Origin of the sequence: Mesorhizobium sp. M4B.F.Ca.ET.143.01.1.1 (assembly GCF_004792275.1) — a bacterium.
GTDB classification, from domain to species: Bacteria; Pseudomonadota; Alphaproteobacteria; order Rhizobiales; family Rhizobiaceae; genus Mesorhizobium; species Mesorhizobium abyssinicae.
Genome location: NZ_SRSR01000004.1, coordinates 403,669 through 420,090 on the forward strand (window position 1 = coordinate 403,669; position 16,422 = coordinate 420,090).

General features: G+C 64.0%; 17 protein-coding genes and 1 pseudogene. 7 read left to right on the forward strand and 11 right to left on the reverse strand.

The features are described 5' to 3' along the window. Positions 1-190: 190 nt before the first annotated feature. On the reverse strand, positions 191-1,465 hold the full coding sequence (clpX, locus tag EN786_RS12805; RefSeq protein WP_127282118.1) for an ATP-dependent Clp protease ATP-binding subunit ClpX: 1,275 nt from the start codon (positions 1,463-1,465) through the stop codon (positions 191-193). A 293-nt stretch (positions 1,466-1,758) separates the two neighbouring features. Further along, entirely contained in the window at positions 1,759-2,388 is a 630-nt protein-coding gene (locus EN786_RS12810) for an ATP-dependent Clp protease proteolytic subunit (RefSeq protein WP_127282119.1), read from the reverse strand. Between the two features lie 335 nt (positions 2,389-2,723). Here EN786_RS12810 and EN786_RS12815 point away from each other — a divergent pair, with 335 nt between their 5' ends. Beyond that, complete coding sequence (locus tag EN786_RS12815; protein ID WP_127282120.1) at positions 2,724-3,317, forward strand: hypothetical protein; 594 nt, start codon at positions 2,724-2,726, stop codon at positions 3,315-3,317. Here the strand turns inward: EN786_RS12815 and EN786_RS12820 are convergent. After that, positions 3,314-4,417 (reverse strand): FAD-dependent oxidoreductase, encoded by a 1,104-nt coding sequence (locus EN786_RS12820; protein WP_135908533.1) that lies wholly within the window; start codon positions 4,415-4,417, stop codon positions 3,314-3,316. The genes EN786_RS12815 and EN786_RS12820 overlap by 4 nt on opposite strands. A gap of 104 nt (positions 4,418-4,521) precedes the next feature. On the opposite strand from EN786_RS12820, the gene EN786_RS12825 reads away from it, so the two are divergent. After that, complete coding sequence (locus EN786_RS12825) at positions 4,522-5,775, forward strand: cytochrome P450 (RefSeq protein WP_135908535.1); 1,254 nt, start codon at positions 4,522-4,524, stop codon at positions 5,773-5,775. 25 nt (positions 5,776-5,800) lie between these two features. Then, positions 5,801-6,507, forward strand: a pseudogene (locus EN786_RS12830) (transporter substrate-binding domain-containing protein). 453 nt (positions 6,508-6,960) lie between these two features. Here EN786_RS12830 and EN786_RS12835 read toward each other — a convergent pair. From EN786_RS12835 to EN786_RS12860, 6 genes are all read right to left on the reverse strand, one after another. Beyond that, positions 6,961-7,311 (reverse strand): cupin domain-containing protein, encoded by a 351-nt coding sequence (locus tag EN786_RS12835; RefSeq protein ID WP_127310820.1) that lies wholly within the window; start codon positions 7,309-7,311, stop codon positions 6,961-6,963. Then, complete coding sequence (locus EN786_RS12840; RefSeq protein WP_126054901.1) at positions 7,311-8,591, reverse strand: O-acetylhomoserine aminocarboxypropyltransferase; 1,281 nt, start codon at positions 8,589-8,591, stop codon at positions 7,311-7,313. Before EN786_RS12840 ends, EN786_RS12835 begins: the two co-directional genes overlap by 1 nt. Positions 8,592-8,751: 160 nt before the next feature. Next, a complete protein-coding gene (locus EN786_RS12845) occupies positions 8,752-9,273 on the reverse strand; it encodes a CoA-binding protein (protein WP_127282126.1) in 522 nt (173 codons plus the stop codon). Continuing rightward, positions 9,270-10,052, reverse strand: coding sequence for an AAA family ATPase (locus tag EN786_RS12850; RefSeq protein WP_127393938.1), 783 nt, complete (start codon positions 10,050-10,052; stop codon positions 9,270-9,272). The genes EN786_RS12845 and EN786_RS12850 overlap by 4 nt, the downstream gene beginning before the upstream one ends. Positions 10,053-10,060: 8 nt before the next feature. Continuing rightward, complete coding sequence (locus EN786_RS12855) at positions 10,061-10,483, reverse strand: VOC family protein (protein WP_127393937.1); 423 nt, start codon at positions 10,481-10,483, stop codon at positions 10,061-10,063. A gap of 25 nt (positions 10,484-10,508) precedes the next feature. After that, positions 10,509-11,330 carry an enoyl-CoA hydratase gene (locus EN786_RS12860; RefSeq protein ID WP_127312046.1) on the reverse strand — a complete coding sequence of 274 codons (822 nt, stop codon included), beginning with the start codon at positions 11,328-11,330 and terminating at the stop codon, positions 10,509-10,511. Between the two features lie 185 nt (positions 11,331-11,515). On the opposite strand from EN786_RS12860, the gene EN786_RS12865 reads away from it, so the two are divergent. The 3 genes from EN786_RS12865 to rpsI all read left to right on the forward strand — a co-directional run bounded on the left by EN786_RS12865 (position 11,516) and on the right by rpsI (position 13,148). Next, on the forward strand, positions 11,516-11,980 hold the full coding sequence (locus EN786_RS12865; RefSeq protein WP_127312045.1) for a PaaI family thioesterase: 465 nt from the start codon (positions 11,516-11,518) through the stop codon (positions 11,978-11,980). A gap of 227 nt (positions 11,981-12,207) precedes the next feature. Beyond that, a complete protein-coding gene (gene rplM / locus EN786_RS12870) occupies positions 12,208-12,672 on the forward strand; it encodes a 50S ribosomal protein L13 (protein WP_126054907.1) in 465 nt (154 codons plus the stop codon). Further along, on the forward strand, positions 12,672-13,148 hold the full coding sequence (gene rpsI, locus EN786_RS12875; protein WP_126054908.1) for a 30S ribosomal protein S9: 477 nt from the start codon (positions 12,672-12,674) through the stop codon (positions 13,146-13,148). Before rplM ends, rpsI begins: the two co-directional genes overlap by 1 nt. A gap of 62 nt (positions 13,149-13,210) precedes the next feature. Here rpsI and EN786_RS12880 read toward each other — a convergent pair whose 3' ends face one another. Further along, positions 13,211-14,122 carry a LysR family transcriptional regulator gene (locus tag EN786_RS12880; protein WP_127311851.1) on the reverse strand — a complete coding sequence of 304 codons (912 nt, stop codon included), beginning with the start codon at positions 14,120-14,122 and terminating at the stop codon, positions 13,211-13,213. 94 nt (positions 14,123-14,216) lie between these two features. Between EN786_RS12880 and EN786_RS12885 the strand changes: the two genes are divergently transcribed. Then, the gene (locus EN786_RS12885) at positions 14,217-15,086 is read left to right on the forward strand and encodes an aldo/keto reductase family oxidoreductase (RefSeq protein WP_127311852.1); all 870 of its coding nucleotides are present in this window, start codon (positions 14,217-14,219) and stop codon (positions 15,084-15,086) included. Between the two features lie 199 nt (positions 15,087-15,285). Here the strand turns inward: EN786_RS12885 and EN786_RS12890 are convergent, their stop codons facing one another. Beyond that, positions 15,286-16,344 carry a glycerophosphodiester phosphodiesterase family protein gene (locus EN786_RS12890; protein ID WP_127311853.1) on the reverse strand — a complete coding sequence of 353 codons (1,059 nt, stop codon included), beginning with the start codon at positions 16,342-16,344 and terminating at the stop codon, positions 15,286-15,288. Positions 16,345-16,422 lie beyond the last annotated feature (78 nt).

The window sequence follows — 16,422 nt, forward strand, 5'->3', positions numbered from 1 at the left end:
TGTGACGGGAGTTTTACAGCACAGAATTCGGCACCTCGGCCTTCTGCTGTTAGTTGGATGTGTAAGCGGCAAAGATCAAGGGCAAACACGGTCCGTTCATCCTACTCCATCGGCCAGGCGGCACACCGTTTCACAGCAAAACGGCGCCCGTCGGGCGCCGTTCCACAAAAACTATGGGCCAGGTGCCATCTCAGGCGCTGACGTTGCCCTTCTTTTCCTTCTGCTCGGAATAGATGTAGAGCGGCCGGGCGTTGCCGGAGACCACCTCTTCCGAAATTACCACCTCGCGCACGCCTTCCAGCGCCGGCAGTTCGAACATGGTGTCGAGCAGGATCGCTTCCATGATCGAACGCAGGCCGCGCGCGCCGGTCTTGCGCTCGATGGCGCGCTTGGCGATCGCCGACAGCGCGTTCTCGTGGAAGGTCAGATCGACATTCTCCATCTCGAACAGCCGCTGGTACTGCTTGACCAGCGCGTTCTTCGGCTCGGTCAGGATCTGGATCAGCGCCGGCTCGTCGAGGTCTTCCAACGTCGCCAGCACCGGCAGACGGCCGACGAATTCGGGGATCAGGCCGAACTTCAACAGATCCTCGGGCTCGACCTGGCGGAAGATGTCACCGGTGCGGCGATCCTCGGGCGAAGCGACCGTGGCGCCGAAGCCGATCGAGGTCTTGCGGCCGCGATCCGAGATGATCTTGTCCAGCCCGGCGAAGGCGCCGCCGCAGATGAACAGGATGTTGGCGGTGTCGACCTGCAGGAACTCCTGCTGCGGGTGCTTCCTGCCGCCCTGCGGCGGCACCGAGGCGACCGTGCCTTCCATGATCTTCAGGAGCGCCTGCTGCACGCCCTCGCCCGACACGTCGCGGGTGATCGAGGGGTTGTCGGACTTGCGCGAAATCTTGTCGATCTCGTCGATGTAGACGATGCCGCGCTGGGCGCGCTCGACATTGTAGTCGGCCGACTGCAACAGCTTGAGGATGATGTTCTCGACGTCCTCGCCGACATAACCGGCCTCGGTCAACGTCGTGGCGTCGGCCATGGTGAAGGGCACGTCGATGATGCGGGCCAGCGTCTGCGCCAGCAGCGTCTTGCCGCAACCGGTCGGGCCGATGAGCAGGATGTTCGACTTGGCCAGCTCGACGTCGTTGTTCTTGCCGGCGTGCGCGAGGCGCTTGTAGTGGTTGTGGACGGCCACCGACAGCACGCGCTTGGCGTAGGGCTGGCCGATGACATAGTCGTCGAGGACCTTGAGGATCTCCTGCGGGGTCGGCACGCCCTCGCGCGACTTCACCATCGAGGTCTTGTTCTCCTCGCGGATGATGTCCATGCAGAGCTCGACGCATTCATCGCAGATGAAGACCGTCGGGCCGGCAATCAGCTTGCGCACCTCGTGCTGGCTTTTGCCGCAAAACGAGCAGTAGAGGGTGTTCTTTGAATCACCGCCGTTGTTGCCGACCTTGCTCATTTTCCTGTCCTTTCACCGCCCGCCCGCCGATGGTCTGGCCAAGGGCGTCTCATCAATCTATCGCGAGAATGCGCCACCGCCAGTGTCCCAGCTCACACAGCGTATTCCGTACGAAACACAAATCAGAAGACGCGGCAACGATTCGCAGCAACCCCACACAAAGCTAAGCCGTCGAAAATCAACATAGCCTTAACGTAGGCAATCCCACCCGTCGAGGGAACAGCCAATTGTGGCCGAAATGCCGCAAGCCGCGCCAAAAGCGCGTTTTCCCGCCACCCGCTGCCAATCGGCGCCTAGGCGGCGACGACTTCGGCGGCCTCGCGGGACGAAATGACCTTGTCGATCAGACCAAAGTCCTTGGCCTCGTCGGCGGTCATGAAATGGTCGCGGTCGAGCGTCTTTTCGATCTCGTCATAGCTCTTGCCGGTGTGCTTGACATAGACCTCGTTGAGGCGGCGCTTCAGCTTGATGATGTCCTGCGCATGACGTTCGATGTCCGAGGCCTGACCCTGGAAGCCGCCGGACGGCTGGTGGACCATGATGCGGGCGTTCGGCGTGGCGAAGCGCATGTCCTTGTGGCCGGCGCAAAGCAGCAACGAGCCCATCGAGGCGGCCTGACCGATGCAGAGCGTCGACACCGCCGGCTTGATGAACTGCATGGTGTCGTAGATCGCCATTCCCGACGTGACGACGCCGCCCGGGGAATTGATGTAGAGGTTGATTTCCTTCTTCGGGTTCTCGGCCTCGAGGAACAAAAGCTGTGCACAAACCAGCGTCGCCATGCCGTCCTCGACCGGACCGGTGATGAAGATGATGCGCTCTTTCAGCAGGCGCGAGAAAATGTCGTAGGCCCGCTCGCCGCGATTGGTCTGTTCGACCACCATCGGAACGAGGTTCATGTAGGTTTCGACGGGGTTCTTCATGGACTATCCCTTTTTGAAGATGGGATTCCGGCGCCGGGGAGTATGAGCAATCGGGCAGAATCGGTTCTGGATCGTTAGGATGTAAATAGGATGCCGGCTCACCCTAACGCAAGGCCGCCCCTCCTAGCCATCTGGTTAAGCCGAATCAAGCGCTACCAACCGACGAAAGGCGCGGGCGAAGCGTCTTTCGACCCAGTGTCTCCCGGGGCTCTTTGAAACGGTAGCACTTTCTTAACCGCGCCCCTTAACGAAAAGCTGCAAAACCGCTTTCGGGGAACGGAGCTTCCGGTACAACTTCCGCGTTGAACTGGCGTTCTTTTCTATGGGGGAATGTCATGATCTGCAAAAGCCCTGCACCCCTGGCCGTGGCGGGCCTCGCCATCCTTGCCACGATATCGGAAACGGCCGCCGGCGGCCGCGCGCTCGAATGCTACGAGCCGATCCGCAGGCCGGCGCTCTACGATACCGTCTACGAGGACGTGATGGTCAGCCCCGGCGGCCAGTTCGTCGACTACGATGCGCCGATCTACGGCACGCGCGCGAGCGTCGAGCAGATCGCGCCAGCCCGCGTCACTTACGAGGTGGTGCCGGCCATCACTCGCACCGTCTACCACACGGTCAAGGTGGACGACGGCGGCTATGCCTGGGAATGGCGCATCATCCACGGCCGCAATGTGCTGTGCAAGGTGTGGCGCAAGGCCCGCTATGCGCGGGTCGCCGAAACTGCGGTGGTCGAGCCCGAGCGTCTCAGGCGCGTGGTGCTCGCGGCGGAATATGAAAGTGTCGCCCGGGAGGTGCTGGTGCGGCCGGAACGGCGGCGCATCACCGAGATTGCGCCCTCGTACCAGAAGGTGGCGCGCCGGGTGCTGGTCAGGGAAGGCTCAACGCAATGGCGGCGCGTGCATATCGCGCGGCATTGCCGGGATTAGGCCACCTCCGCCCGCAGCCACGTCTTGAGACCCGCGATATCGCCGTCGCCAACGGCCTTGGCGACACGCCGGCCGACAGCCGCGCCGAATTTGTAGCCGTGGCCCGAGCAGGCAGAGACCACCAGGCACTTGTCGCTCTCATACGCCAGGAACTTCTCGTCGGCGGTGAAGGTGTAGGCGCAGGTGACGACCTCGGTCACCCTGTATTCAGCGATGCGGGCGATCGGCGGCGAGAACAGGTTGCGGATCACCTCACCCTCGCCCGGCACCGGCGCCCGGTTCCAATCCGCGTCGCTGGTCGGCACCTTGTGCAGGCCCGAACCGAATTTCATGCCGGCGCCGCGCGTCAGCGGGATCATGTAGCCGTCGGTGACGCCGCCGACATCGAGGATGACGGGCGCCGTTTCCCAGGCCACCCTAAGATCGGCTGGCGGTTCGACATAGGCAAGCGCGGTGCGATAGGTCTTCAATTCACCGCCGAGCTCCGGGAACAGCTTCAGCACCCACGCGCCGGCAGTGACCACGATGCGGTCGGCCTGCATCGTCTCGCCGCCGGCGAGCGTGATCCGACCGGCCTCGGCATCGACCTCGACCACCTTGCTGTGTTCGTAGACATTGGCGCCGTTGGCGCGCAGCCATGCAGCGAGGCCCGACGCGATCCTGCGGCAATGCAGGGCGCCACCCTCCGTCGAAAAATAGGCATAGCGGAACGTGTCGGGCTCGAGGAACGGCCAGCGCTCGACCGCGGCGGCCGGGTCGAGCAACTCGAAGGGAAAGTTCCCCTCCTCCAGGCCTTCGCGGTATTCCTCGGCCTCGTCGCCGGGCTCGCGCGAGATGCAGAGGAAACCCCTGGCATCGAGATGGTTCTCGCCGAGATCGGCCCACATCTCGTCCCAGGCGTCATACGCCTCCGTGATCAGCCTGCCATAGCCGGTGCCGGCGCGGTAGGCGCGACGGATGATGCGGTGATGGTCGCCCGACGCGGCCAGCGGGTTGGGGATCGGCCCCTGCTCGACGATCGAAACGCTGTGCCCGGCTTTGACCAGCGACCACGCCGTCGAAAGCCCGGCAATGCCGGCGCCGACCACGATCACATTCATCGAAACCATCCTTCCGCAGCCATCTTGCTGGCTCAATTCATTGGGTTGCCGGGCGCCAAGATACGGTCTGGCACAGGGCTGGCAAGGCGCGCTAATGATCCAGCATGACCGATTTGATGCCGCCACCCGCCTACCTTGCCTTCGATCCCGCCGGCCGTCGCCTGCGGCTCGACCCGCACGAGCCGGCCTTCTTCCTGAACCCGTACGAGGCCTATGCCTTCCTGCATGGCGCCGCGAACGTCTTCTTCTGGGAGGACTACGGCTTCTGGTGCTTTGGCGGCTTCGACGACGTCAACCGGCTCTTGCGCGACCGCCGCTTCGGCCGCCAGAATCCGGCCGGCATTCCCGACAGCCGTGGCGTCGGCCAGGACCGTTCGCATCTCGCCGCCTTCGACGGCATCGAGGCCAATTCGATGCTGGAATTGGAGCCGCCGGTGCACACCAGGCTGCGGACCCTGGTCAACCGCGCATTCGTCTCGCGCCGGGTCGAACGGCTGCGGCCGCGCGTCGAAGCGCTGGCCAACGAGCTGATCGACCGCTTCGAGCCCAACGGCGTCGACCTCTTGCCCGCCTTCGCCTCGCCGCTGCCGATCACCATCATCGCCGAAATGCTCGGCGTGCCGGTGGCGATGGCGCCGCAGCTGCTCGACTGGTCGCACCAGATCGTCGCCATGTACATGCATGGCCGCACGCGCGAGACCGAGGAGACCGCGAACCGCGCCGCGCGCGACTTTTCCGATTTCCTGCGCGGCTACGTCACCGAGCGGCGCAAGCAGCCGGGCGACGACCTGCTGTCGCTGCTGATCGCGGCGCAAGAAGATGGCCAGAGACTGTCCGAGGACGAGCTGGTGTCTTCAGCCATTCTGCTGCTCAATGCCGGCCACGAAGCGACCGTGCACCAGACCGGCAATGCGGTGCGCTCGATCCTGGCGCAGGGCGGCGACCCCAGCCGCTTTTTCGCCTCGCCGGAGGCGACCGCGGCCACGGTCGAGGAATGCCTGCGCTTCGACGCGCCGCTGCATATGTTCCTGCGCTATGCCTATGAGGAAATCGAGGTCCAGCCCGACATCGTGCTCAAGCGCGGCGACAAGATCGCGCTGCTGCTCGGCATGGCCAACCGCGACCCCTTAGCCTTCGCCGCGCCGCAGGCCTTCAATCCAGGCCGCGCCGACCAGAAGAACGTCTCCTTCGGCGCCGGCATCCATTTCTGCATCGGGGCGCCGCTGGCCAGGCTCGAACTGCAGGTCTCGCTGAAGACGCTGTTCGATCGGCGGCCAAAGCTCCACCTCGCCGAAGAGCCGCGCTTCCGCGACAGCTATCATTTCCATGGGCTGGAACGGCTCGCGGTGGCCTTCTGACAGGCGACGAACGGATATCGGGACAATGAGATTCGCCTTCCTGCAGGAACCGCCCTTCTGCTTCACCGACGCATCGGGCGCCTTGCGCGGCTGCGACGCCGTGCTCGCCGAGAAGGTTTGCGAGACATTGGGGCTGGACGGGTTTTCGGCCATCGAGGCAGAGTTCGCGGGATTGCTGCCCGGATTGGCCGCGAACCGTTGGGACATGACCACGGGGCTGTTCATCTCGGACGAGCGCAAGAAGCGGGTCGATTTCACCGGCCGATCTGGATGCTGCCGGACGGACTGCTGGTCGCCGAGGGCAACCCGCTTGGACTGGGTGGCTACCGGGCACTCGGCCGCGATCCGTCGGCCATCCTTGGCGTTGTATCGGGCCAGATCCAGCACCAGACGGCGCTGCGCAACGGCGTTCCGGCCGAGCGGATCAGGATCTTCGGCACCCAGGCCGAAGCAGCCGAGGCCGTCGCTGCCGGCGTGGTGCATGCCTATGCCAGCGTCGCCATGGCGCATCGCGGCTACCTGGCCGGACGGCCTGACGCGCCGCTCGCCGTCATCGATGTTCCGGCCGAGGAAAAGCGGCCGGCGGCCGGCGCCTTCGCGCTCGCCAAAGGCAATGCGCCCCTGCGCCAGCGCATCGATACCTGCCTGGACGAGTTGCTCGGCGGCTCCTGGCACCGGCAGATGATGCGCGAGTACGGATTTTCCGAGGGCGATGTCGACCGCCTGCTCTGATCCGGCTGGAGGGGTCAGAGCTTGATCACATAGTCCTTAAGGGTCGTTTCAGGCATTCCGGTTGCACCCTGGATCTCAGAGGACCTGCGCGAATTCCCGGCGAATTGGCCAGGTAGGCGCAGCCTACGGAATTCCACTTGGCGCCTTACATGTTCCCAGAGATGCTAAGAACGAACAGGATCGTGGAGGCCAACATGACGATGGTCGCTGCCGGAAAGAATACTACCGCCAGCCAAAATCTCTTTGGGTGCATTTCTCGCAAGTAAACCCTACCACGCGCCGGGTAGATTCCTGCCCTAACGGCCGGCAATACAACATATATACAAAAATTTAAAAGCCACACGTTCGCGAGCACGCAGGCAATGACGATCACTATTTTGTATATATCGATACCTGAGTGCATGGTAATCCCCAATAGGCGCTAGTTCTCCCTGCTACTGTTCTTGGAGATCATTAAAGCTTGATTACATACTCCTTGCGCGTCGTTTCAAGCACTTCCCAGCTGCCCTTGAAGCCCGGCCGCAGCACGAAACTGTCGCCGGCTTTGACGGTGCGCGCCTCGCCGCCGTCCTCGGAGATCACCGAGACGCCGGACAGGATGTGGCAAAACTCCCACTCGTCATAGACGATGCGCCACTTGCCGGGCGTCGATTCCCAGATGCCGGCATAAAGGCCGCCGTCCCGCTCCTCGACATTCCAGGTGCGGAACTTCGGATCGCCCGAAATCAGCCGGTCCGGAGCAGGCGCGCCGGCCTCCGGCTCGGCGCTTGCGACATCGACGGAGAGAAAGTTCGGCGCCGCCATCAGACCTTGTCCAGCGCCTGTTCGAGGTCGGCGACGATATCGTTGACGTCCTCGATGCCGACCGAAAGGCGGACCGTGTCCGGCCCGGCGCCGGCCTTGATCTTCTGCTCGTCGGAAAGCTGGCGATGCGTGGTCGAGGCCGGGTGGATGACCAGCGACTTGGTATCGCCGACATTGGCAAGATGCGAGAACAGCTCCAGCGCCTCGACGAATTTGACGCCCGCGGCGTAGCCGCCCTTGAGACCGAAGGTGAACACCGCGCCGGCGCCCTGCGGCGAATACTTCTTCTGCAGGGCGTTGTTCTTGTCGCCGGGCAGGCTGGGATAGCTCACCCACGCGACCTTGGGATGGTTCGATAGCCAGCCGGCGACGCTCGCCGCGTTGTCGCAATGGCGCTGCATCCTGAGCGGCAGCGTTTCCAGTCCGGTCAGGATCAGGAAGGCGTTGAAGGGCGAGATCGCCGGGCCGATGTCGCGCAGACCGAGGACGCGCGCGGCAATCGCAAAGGCGAAATTGCCGAAGGTCTCGTGCAGCACGATGCCGCCATATTCGGGGCGCGGTTCCGACAGCATCGGGTATTTGCCCGACTTCGACCAGTCGAAGGTGCCGCCGTCGACGATGGCGCCGCCGATCGAATTGCCGTGGCCGCCGATGAACTTGGTCAGCGAATGGACGACGATGTCGGCGCCGTGCTCGATCGGCCGCACCAGGTAGGGCGAGGCCAGCGTGTTGTCGACGATCAGCGGCAGGCCGTGCTTGCGGGCGATGTCGCCGATCTTCTCGATGTCGACGAAGATGCCGCCCGGATTGGCAAGGCTCTCGATGAAGATCGCCTTGGTCCTGTCGTCGATCTGGCTTTCGAAGGTCGAGACATCGTTGGTGTCAGCCCAGCGAACCTCCCAGCCATAATTCTTGAAGGCGTGGCCGAACTGGTTGATCGAGCCGCCGTAAAGCCTTGTCGCGGCGACGAAATTGTCGCCCGGCTGCATCAGATTGTGAAACACCAGTATCTGCGCGGCGTGGCCGGACGCGACCGCCAGCGCCGCGGTGCCGCCCTCGAGCGCCGCGACGCGCTCCTCGAGCACGGCCTGGGTGGGGTTCATGATGCGGGTGTAGATGTTGCCGAAGGCCTTCAAGCCGAACAGCGAGGCGGCATGGTCGGCGTCATCGAAAACATAGGAGGTGGTCTGGTAGATCGGGGTCGCCCGGGCGCCCGTCGCCGGATCGGGCTTGGCGCCGGCGTGAATGGCAAGCGTGTTGAAACCGGGCGTACGCGTCATCGAAAACTCCCTCAGGAACCTGCGCAAGAAATCGTGGGGCATTCTTGGCGAAGGCCACCCCGGAATGCAAAGAAGAAAATACCTTTCGGCGTGCGATCTGCGACGAGCGCCCGAGAAAATCCAATTCTTCCCGGAATAATTTTGCGCCGCGGCGGCCGGGCTATTTTTGCCTTACGCCGAAGCTCTGGAAGCCCTGCCGCATCAGCGGCTTCTTCGACGACAGCACGCCGGAATTGACGCCGGTCCAGCCGATCTCGCCGGACAGCTTGCCGTATTCGATCTTCGGGCAGCGGTTCATCACCACCTTCATGCCGGCAGCCTCGGCGCGGGCGGCCGCCTCGTCATTGCGCACGCCAAGCTGCATCCAGACCACTTTCGGCAAGGGATCGAGCCGCAGAATCTGATCGAGGATACCCGGCACCGCGACTGAGCCACGAAAGATGTCGACCATGTCGACCGGCTGCGGCACGTCGGCGAGGCTTGCGTAGACGGTACGGCCTAGAATCTCCTTGCCGGCATGACCAGGATTGATCGGAAACACCGAGAACCCCTTGGCCAGCAGGTACTTCAGCACGAAAAAGCTCGGCCGAACGTCGTTGGGCGACGCGCCGACCATGGCGACGGTCTTCACCGAGTTGAGGATGCCGGCGATATAGGTGTTGTCGTAGCTGTCGTGGTTCATGCCTCGTCCTCATACAGCGCTTCGGCGAGAAAACCATCCGGATCGCCGCAGAAATCGCGCATCATGCGAAAGTGGTCGGTGTCGCGAAAATCGACCAGGTCGAGCCCGAAGCGGCTGATGCGGAACAGGCGCGCGCCGGGACAGGCCATCAGCAGCGGCGAGTGCGTCGCCATGATCACCTGCGCGGTGCCGGACAGGTCCATTCGCCTCAGCAGCTTGAGCAGTTCGATCTGGCGTGTCGGCGACAGCGCGCTTTCCGGCTCGTCCAGGATGTAGATGCCTTGCCGACGACAGCGCTCCTCGAAGAAGCGGATGAAACCTTCGCCGTGCGACCACGAGAGGAAATCGGGCGGCGGCGGTTTGAACGGGTCTTCGAGTGCCGCCCGATCAAGGTAGCGCGCCACCGAATAGAAGGATTCTGCTCGGAAGAACCAGCCGGCGGTGACCTTCGGCAGCCAATGGGCACGGAGCGTCTGGGCAAGCGCGGTGCCGCTTTTGTCGATGGCGATGGAATGGTCGACCGGCCTGTAGCCCTTGCCGCCGCCGGCCTCGTCGTAACCGGCAAGCGCGCCGATGGCTTCGAGCAGCGTCGATTTGCCGGTGCCGTTCTCGCCGACGATAATGGTGATCGGCGTGGTGAATTCGAACTCGAACGCGCGGCTGGCGAAGATCGGCAGGTTCCAGGGATATTGTTCCCAGTCCTCGACGCCCGCTGGCTCGAGCAGGATGCGCTTGAGATAAGGCGCCTTCAGGCGCGTCAGTTGCTTGCGAGGCGCCACGGGCAGCGTCAGCCCGGCAGCGAGATCGAGCCGTCTTCCGCGATCGGAAAGGCCGGATTGTGCGCGACTTCCCAGACATGGCCGTCGGCATCGGCGAAATAGCCGTACCAGCCGCCCCAGAAGGCGCGGCCGGCCGGCTTGACGATCTTGCCGCCGGCCTTCTCGGCCATGGCGAGGACTTGGTCGACTTCGGCGTCGGAGCGGGTGTTGTAGGCGAGATAGACGGCCGACGGCGCTTTTGCAAAGCTGACGCCGGAATCCTCCTCGGCGCTTTCGCGCGGGAACAGGCCGAGAATGGCTCCACCCATCTGGAAGAAGGCGACGCCCTCGGTGATCCCCGGATGGCGGGTCAGTCCCATGCCCTCGTAGAAGCGCGTCGCGCGATCGAGATCGTCGGTGGCGACGGTGATGATGGAGATACGCGGTTCCATTCGGACCTTCCTCTTTCCGGGCGCCCTACTCGTCCTTCCATTCCGGCTTGCGCTTGCCGACGAAAGCTCCGATGCCTTCCTCCGCGTCGCGCGCCAACATGTTCTCGACCATCACCCGGCCGGTGTACACATAGGCGTCGGCCAGTCCCATCTCGGCCTGAGCGTAGAACGCCTCCTTGCCGGTCTTGACCACCAAAGATGATTTCGAAGCAATGGTTTGCGCGTATTTGCCGACAACCTGATTCAGGTATTCGCGCGGCACGATGCGGTTGATGAGGCCGAATTCTTTGGCGGTGGCCGCGTCGATCGTCTCGCCAGTCAGTAGCATTTCCATGGCCTGCTTGCGCGAGACATTGCGCGACAGCGCCACCATCGGCGTCGAGCAGAACAGGCCGATGTTGACGCCCGGTGTGCAGAAGGTCGCCTCGTGCGAGGCAATCGCAAGATCGCAGCTCGCGACCAATTGCAGCCCGGCGGCGGTGGCGAGGCCGTCGACCTCGGCGATGACCGGCCTGGGGTGGCGCACGATCGCCTGCATCAACTCGGCGCAAGCGGCAAAGGTCTTCTCGAAGAAGGCCCGGCCGCGATCGGCATCGCTGCGATGGGCGCTCAGTTCCTTGAGATCGTGGCCGGCGCAGAACACCTTACCGGACGCCGCGAGGATGATGACGCGCACGGATTTGTCGGATTTCGCGCGATCGAGTTCGGCCATCAGCGCCGCCATCACCGCCAGCGACAAGGCATTGGCCGGCGGGCTGGCGAGCGTCAGGCGAAGAGTGCCTTTGTCCAGGCTGGCGACAACAGGCCCCTCGGCGATTGCCGGCTTGATGGCGACGACTTCAGCCATGTTTTCAAACCTCTCCGCCCAATCCTTCTCGGCCTGCTGTGGCGCACTTCACAGACCATGGAACAAAAGAACTAGCACGCTGCCGATTGAAGAAAAGCCGCTAGCCGTGTTTTCTCGGCCGCAACATTTGGTCCAGGCGCCCTCGCCTTGGGTGCCCTGCCCGTCCCGCACATAGGAAATCGCCGATGCCCGCTCAAAGCAATCTGAAGCCGGTGTTGACCGCGGCTGACGTCAATCGGTTGATGGAAAGCGTCTATCCGCAGCTCAACGACCAGTTTTCCTTCTATCAGGCGCTGGAGGTGTTTCCCGGCGGCTGCATCGTGCGGCTCAATGCCGACGAGCGGCATCTGCGTCCGGGCGGCACGGTGTCCGGTCCTTCCCTGTTCACGTTGGCCGACATCGGCGGCTATGTCTGCGTGCTATCGCATGCCGGGCCGGATGCGCTGTCGGTCACCACCAACCTCAACATCAACTTCGTGCGCAAGGCCAAGGCCGGTCCGATCGACGGCCATTGCCGCATCCTGAAGCTGGGAAAAAGCCTGATGGTGTTCGACATCGACATCGTCGCCGGGCCGGACGGACACACGGTGGCGCATGCCACGGGCACCTATTCGATCCCGCCGAAACGTCCGAATGATGTGGTAAAATAATACCTTTTACTCAATTCATTGTTTTTGCTATGTTTTCCACGCAAAGAGAGATTTCGGTCGCCTTGACGCGCTGATTGCCCTCGCCTATAAGCCCTCGCGAAGCAGCGGCCCGCAACGGCCGCCGCTTTGTTATTGGCGACGGGCGAACACCCCAGCCAATCCAAGCAACAAGAAACGCCTTTCCCTGTCCTTCGCGGGTAGGGAGGGTCCAACCGAGAGCAAGAACCATGGCTACCTTTTCGCAGAAGCCTGCGGATGTGGTGAAGAAGTGGGTGCTGATCGACGCCGAAGGTCTCGTCGTCGGCCGCCTCGCCACTGTCATCGCCAACCATCTGCGCGGCAAGCACAAGCCCACCTTCACCCCGCATGTCGACGACGGCGACAACGTCATCGTCATCAATGCCGACAAGGTGGTGTTCACCGGCAAGAAGTACACCGACAAGGTCTATTACTGGCACACCGGCCATCCCGGCGGCATCAAGGAGCGCACCGCGCGCCAGCTGCTCGAGGGCCGTTTCCCCGAGCGCGTCGTCGAGAAGGCCGTCGAGCGCATGATCCCGCGCGGCCCGCTTGGCCGTCGCCAGATGAAGAATCTCCGCGTCTATGCAGGCGCTGAACATCCGCATGTCGCCCAGCAGCCCGTCACGCTCGACGTGGCCAAGCTGAACTCCAAGAACAAGAGGGCTTCGTAATGGCTGAGCTTTCCTCGCTCGCAGAACTCGGGACTGCCGCTGCCGTCGCGCAGCCGGCCGCTCCCGTCCACGTCCAGAAGCTCGACAAGTCGGGCCGCGCCTATGCCACCGGCAAGCGCAAGAACGCCATCGCGCGCGTCTGGGTGAAGCCGGGCTCCGGCAAGATCGTCGTCAACGACAAGGAATTCGCGAGCTACTTCGCGCGTCCGGTGCTGCAGATGATCCTCAACCAGCCGATCATCGCCGCCAACCGGGCCGGCCAATACGACATCGTCGCCACCGTCATCGGCGGCGGCCTGTCCGGCCAGGCCGGCGCCGTTCGTCACGGCATCTCCAAGGCGCTGACCTACTACGAGCCGGCGCTGCGCGCCGTGCTCAAGAAGGGCGGCTTCCTGACCCGCGACAGCCGCGTCGTCGAGCGCAAGAAGTACGGCAAGGCGAAGGCCCGCCGCTCCTTCCAGTTCTCGAAGCGCTAAGCGCTACGAAATTTGGACAATCGAAAGGCCGCCTCCGGGCGGCCTTTTTGTTTTTGGGATGCTCAGGGACCGCGGCCGGCCGGCGTCTTTATGTAGTCGATGAATGCGCGCAGCGGCGCGGGCACCAGCCGTCGGCCGGGATAGTACAGGAAGGGTCCCGGGAAGCTCTGCCACCACGGCTCCAGCACAGGTTCCAGCGCGCCGCTCTCGAAATGCGGGCGCACCCAGTCCTCAAACAGCCAGAGAATGCCGACACCAGCGATCGCCGCATCGACAGCGAGATCGACGCCTCCACCGATGCTGACGACCAATGGCCCCGTGGGATCGACCCGCACCACCTCGCCGTCCCGCTCGAACTCCCAGGGCGTCATGACCCCGCTCGGGAAGCGGCCGCGCACACAGGCATGGCCAAGCAGGTCGCGCGGGTGCTGCGGCCGGCCGTGCCGGTCAAGGTAGGACGGCGCAGCGGAGGTCGTGAAGCGCTGCGCTCGGGGTCCGATCGGCACCGCGATCATGTCCTGCTCCAGCCGCTCGTCATAGCGGATTCCGGCGTCGCAGCCGGCCACCAGCAGATCGATGAAGTTCTCCTCGGCGATCACCTCCAGGCGAATGGCGGGATAGGCCGCGAGAAATCCCGGAACGATTTTGGGCAGCACCAGCCGCGAGGCGCTTATCGGCACGTTGAGACGCAACGTTCCGGCGGGCCGGTCGCGAAAGCCGTTCACCACATCGAGCGCAGCTTCTACCTCGCCCAATGCGGGGCCGAGCCGCGCCAGCAGGCTGGCACCAGCCTCGGTCAAAGCGACGCTGCGCGTGGTGCGGTTGAAGAGCCTCACACCGAGCTGGGTTTCCAGACGGCGGATCGCTTCGCTGAGCGCGGAGGCACTGCCCGCCGTCGCGCGGGCTCCTTCGCGAAAACCGCCTGCGCGCGCCACCGCCATAAACGCCTGGAGATCGTTGAGATCCGTCGCCATTGTTCGTCATCCCGTACAACCTGTCCGGATTATAAGCGATTATCGAAACAGCCGACAGCGCCTATCTGCCTCGTCGACAGCAAGGAGAAACAGCATGTCCAGCATCCAAAAGTCCGGCACATTCACCCTCGGAAGCCACACCGTGAAACGCCTTGGCTACGGCGCCATGCAGCTTGCCGGCCCGCATGTGTTTGGTCCGCCCAGGGATCGCGATGCCGCACTGGCGGTGCTGCGCGAGGCGGTGTCATCGGGCGTGGACCATATCGACACCTGCGACTATTACGGCCCGCACGTCACCAACCAGATTATTCGCGAGGCGCTGTCGCCTTACCCCAAGGACCTCGTCCTCGTCACCAAGATCGGCGCGCGGCGCGGCAGCGATGCGTCCTGGCTGCCGGCCAATTCGCCTACCGAACTTGAGCAGGCCGTGCATGACAACCTCAGGAATCTCGGACTTGAGGTGCTGGACGTCGTCAATCTGCGCATAATGTTCGGGATGGGGCCGACTGAGGGCTCGATCGAAGCGCAGTTGACAGCGCTTGCCGAGTTGCAGCGCAAGGGACTGGTGCGCCATATCGGCCTGAGCAACGTCACTCCCGCGCAGATCGAGGAAGGCCGCCGGATCTGCAAGATCGTCTGCGTGCAGAACCAGTACAATCTGGCGCACCGCGACGACGACGCGCTGATCGACCAACTGGCGCGGGAAGGCACCGCCTATGTGCCATTCTTCCCGCTCGGCGGCTTCAGCCCGCTGCAGTCTTCGACTTTGTCGAGGGTGGCGGAACGGCTCGGCGCGACGCCGATGCAGGTGGCGCTCGCCTGGCTGCTGCGACGCTCGCCGAACATTCTGCTGATCCCCGGCACGTCGTCGGTCGGGCATCTGCGGGAGAATCTTGCGGCGGCGGAGCTGGAGCTTTCGGCGGAGGTGCTGCAGGAGTTGGAAGGGGTAGCGAAGGCGGCCTAGGTCGGCGCTGTCACCCCGCCCGCGCCTGCGGCGCGACCTCCCCATCAAGGGGAGGTAGGGCGCCGCGCCATAACCTCAAAAGTTCGCTTAGCACTCATCGATTTCGCGGACGTCCAGCGACGGCGAGTTCGCACGGCTCTCTACCTCCCCTCGATGGGGAGGTCGGCGCGCAGCGCCGGGTGGGGTGAAGCGCCGACGCCTAGTTGATGCTCGCCGTATGCGCCGGCTCGGCCGGCCGCGCCTCATCTGCATAAGGCACGCGAAAACCATTGGCGGCGAGCCAGCCGATCGCCGCCTTCGGCTCGTCGGTCTGGATGATGGTGGCGCCGCGTTCGGCCCAGAAGCCCCAGGTCTCGGCGGGAAGGCTTGCGGCGACCGCCAGCTCGTCGCCGCGGCCGCCCGACAGGTAGCCGCCCGGCTTGTTGACGATGGCGTAGGTGTCGGCCCAGAGGTGCCAGCCGCCGCGCACGGCAGACGCCCGCATGCGGTTGGTGAACAGCGGTCCGCCCGTCTCCGTCAACGTCTCGGCGCCGGCCCGCCAGTTGATCAGCTCGATCGCACCCGGGGAAAAGACGCGGCCAACCTTCTCGGCGAAGGCGGCGTCGCGCACGGCATCGTCGGCGATGATCGGCATGAACTGGAAGCCGCCGCCGATAGCGTCGATCGCCGCCTTGACGGTGTCGATCCGCTGCTGGTTCCAGAGGTTCTCCTTGACGATGACCTGATCGGCCATGCCGAGATCGCGGGCAACCGCGATCATGCCGGGCAGAGCATGAACGTCGAGCTTGTTGTCGAGGTTGATCAGGATCCGGTCCCTGGTCGCCATCAGCATTTCGCGCAGCGTCGAGACCGGCTCGCTGGTGATGGCGCCGGTGCCCTCCAGGACAAGCCTGCATCTCTTCAGTTCGGCGACAGTATGGTCGACCACCTCGCCCTTGCAGTTGGTGGTGCGGTCGAGCCAGCTGTCATGCATGACGACGAACTCGCCGTCCTTGGAGCGCCTGATGTCGACCTCGACGATCTCGGCACCGAGCGCGATCGAGGCCTCGACCGCGGCGAGCGAATTCTCGGGGTAAAGCGTCTTGCCGGCCTGCATGCCGCCGGCGCGGTGCGCCGCCACCATGACATGGTCGCGCCACTGGTTGGCATGCTCGAAGCGGTCGAGGATCTGCCTGGCGCGCGTTTCGCCGGCCAAGGCATGGCCGATCGAGACCGCAAGCGCCGCGGAAAGCAGAAGGCCTTGCCAGATGGTACGCATCAAGAATCGCTCCGTCCCGAATGGAACCCCGGTTAGGCGATGCGCATGACAGGGCGGTGAACGAAGCCGGCTATGGGC

Coding starts and splice junctions, on each gene's coding strand:
- EN786_RS12890 (WP_127311853.1), bottom strand. CDS start 16,344: ATGCGTACCATCTGGCAAGGCCTTCTGCTTTCCGCGGCGCTTGCGGTC.
- rplM (WP_126054907.1), top strand. CDS start 12,208: ATGGCTACCTTTTCGCAGAAGCCTGCGGATGTGGTGAAGAAGTGGGTG.
- clpX (WP_127282118.1), bottom strand. CDS start 1,465: ATGAGCAAGGTCGGCAACAACGGCGGTGATTCAAAGAACACCCTCTAC.
- EN786_RS12815 (WP_127282120.1), top strand. CDS start 2,724: ATGATCTGCAAAAGCCCTGCACCCCTGGCCGTGGCGGGCCTCGCCATC.
- EN786_RS12885 (WP_127311852.1), top strand. CDS start 14,217: ATGTCCAGCATCCAAAAGTCCGGCACATTCACCCTCGGAAGCCACACC.
- EN786_RS12865 (WP_127312045.1), top strand. CDS start 11,516: ATGCCCGCTCAAAGCAATCTGAAGCCGGTGTTGACCGCGGCTGACGTC.
- EN786_RS12840 (WP_126054901.1), bottom strand. CDS start 8,591: ATGACGCGTACGCCCGGTTTCAACACGCTTGCCATTCACGCCGGCGCC.
- EN786_RS12860 (WP_127312046.1), bottom strand. CDS start 11,330: ATGGCTGAAGTCGTCGCCATCAAGCCGGCAATCGCCGAGGGGCCTGTT.
- EN786_RS12825 (WP_135908535.1), top strand. CDS start 4,522: ATGACCGATTTGATGCCGCCACCCGCCTACCTTGCCTTCGATCCCGCC.
- EN786_RS12810 (WP_127282119.1), bottom strand. CDS start 2,388: ATGAAGAACCCCGTCGAAACCTACATGAACCTCGTTCCGATGGTGGTC.
- EN786_RS12820 (WP_135908533.1), bottom strand. CDS start 4,417: ATGAATGTGATCGTGGTCGGCGCCGGCATTGCCGGGCTTTCGACGGCG.
- EN786_RS12855 (WP_127393937.1), bottom strand. CDS start 10,483: ATGGAACCGCGTATCTCCATCATCACCGTCGCCACCGACGATCTCGAT.
- rpsI (WP_126054908.1), top strand. CDS start 12,672: ATGGCTGAGCTTTCCTCGCTCGCAGAACTCGGGACTGCCGCTGCCGTC.
- EN786_RS12880 (WP_127311851.1), bottom strand. CDS start 14,122: ATGGCGACGGATCTCAACGATCTCCAGGCGTTTATGGCGGTGGCGCGC.
- EN786_RS12845 (WP_127282126.1), bottom strand. CDS start 9,273: ATGAACCACGACAGCTACGACAACACCTATATCGCCGGCATCCTCAAC.
- EN786_RS12835 (WP_127310820.1), bottom strand. CDS start 7,311: ATGGCGGCGCCGAACTTTCTCTCCGTCGATGTCGCAAGCGCCGAGCCG.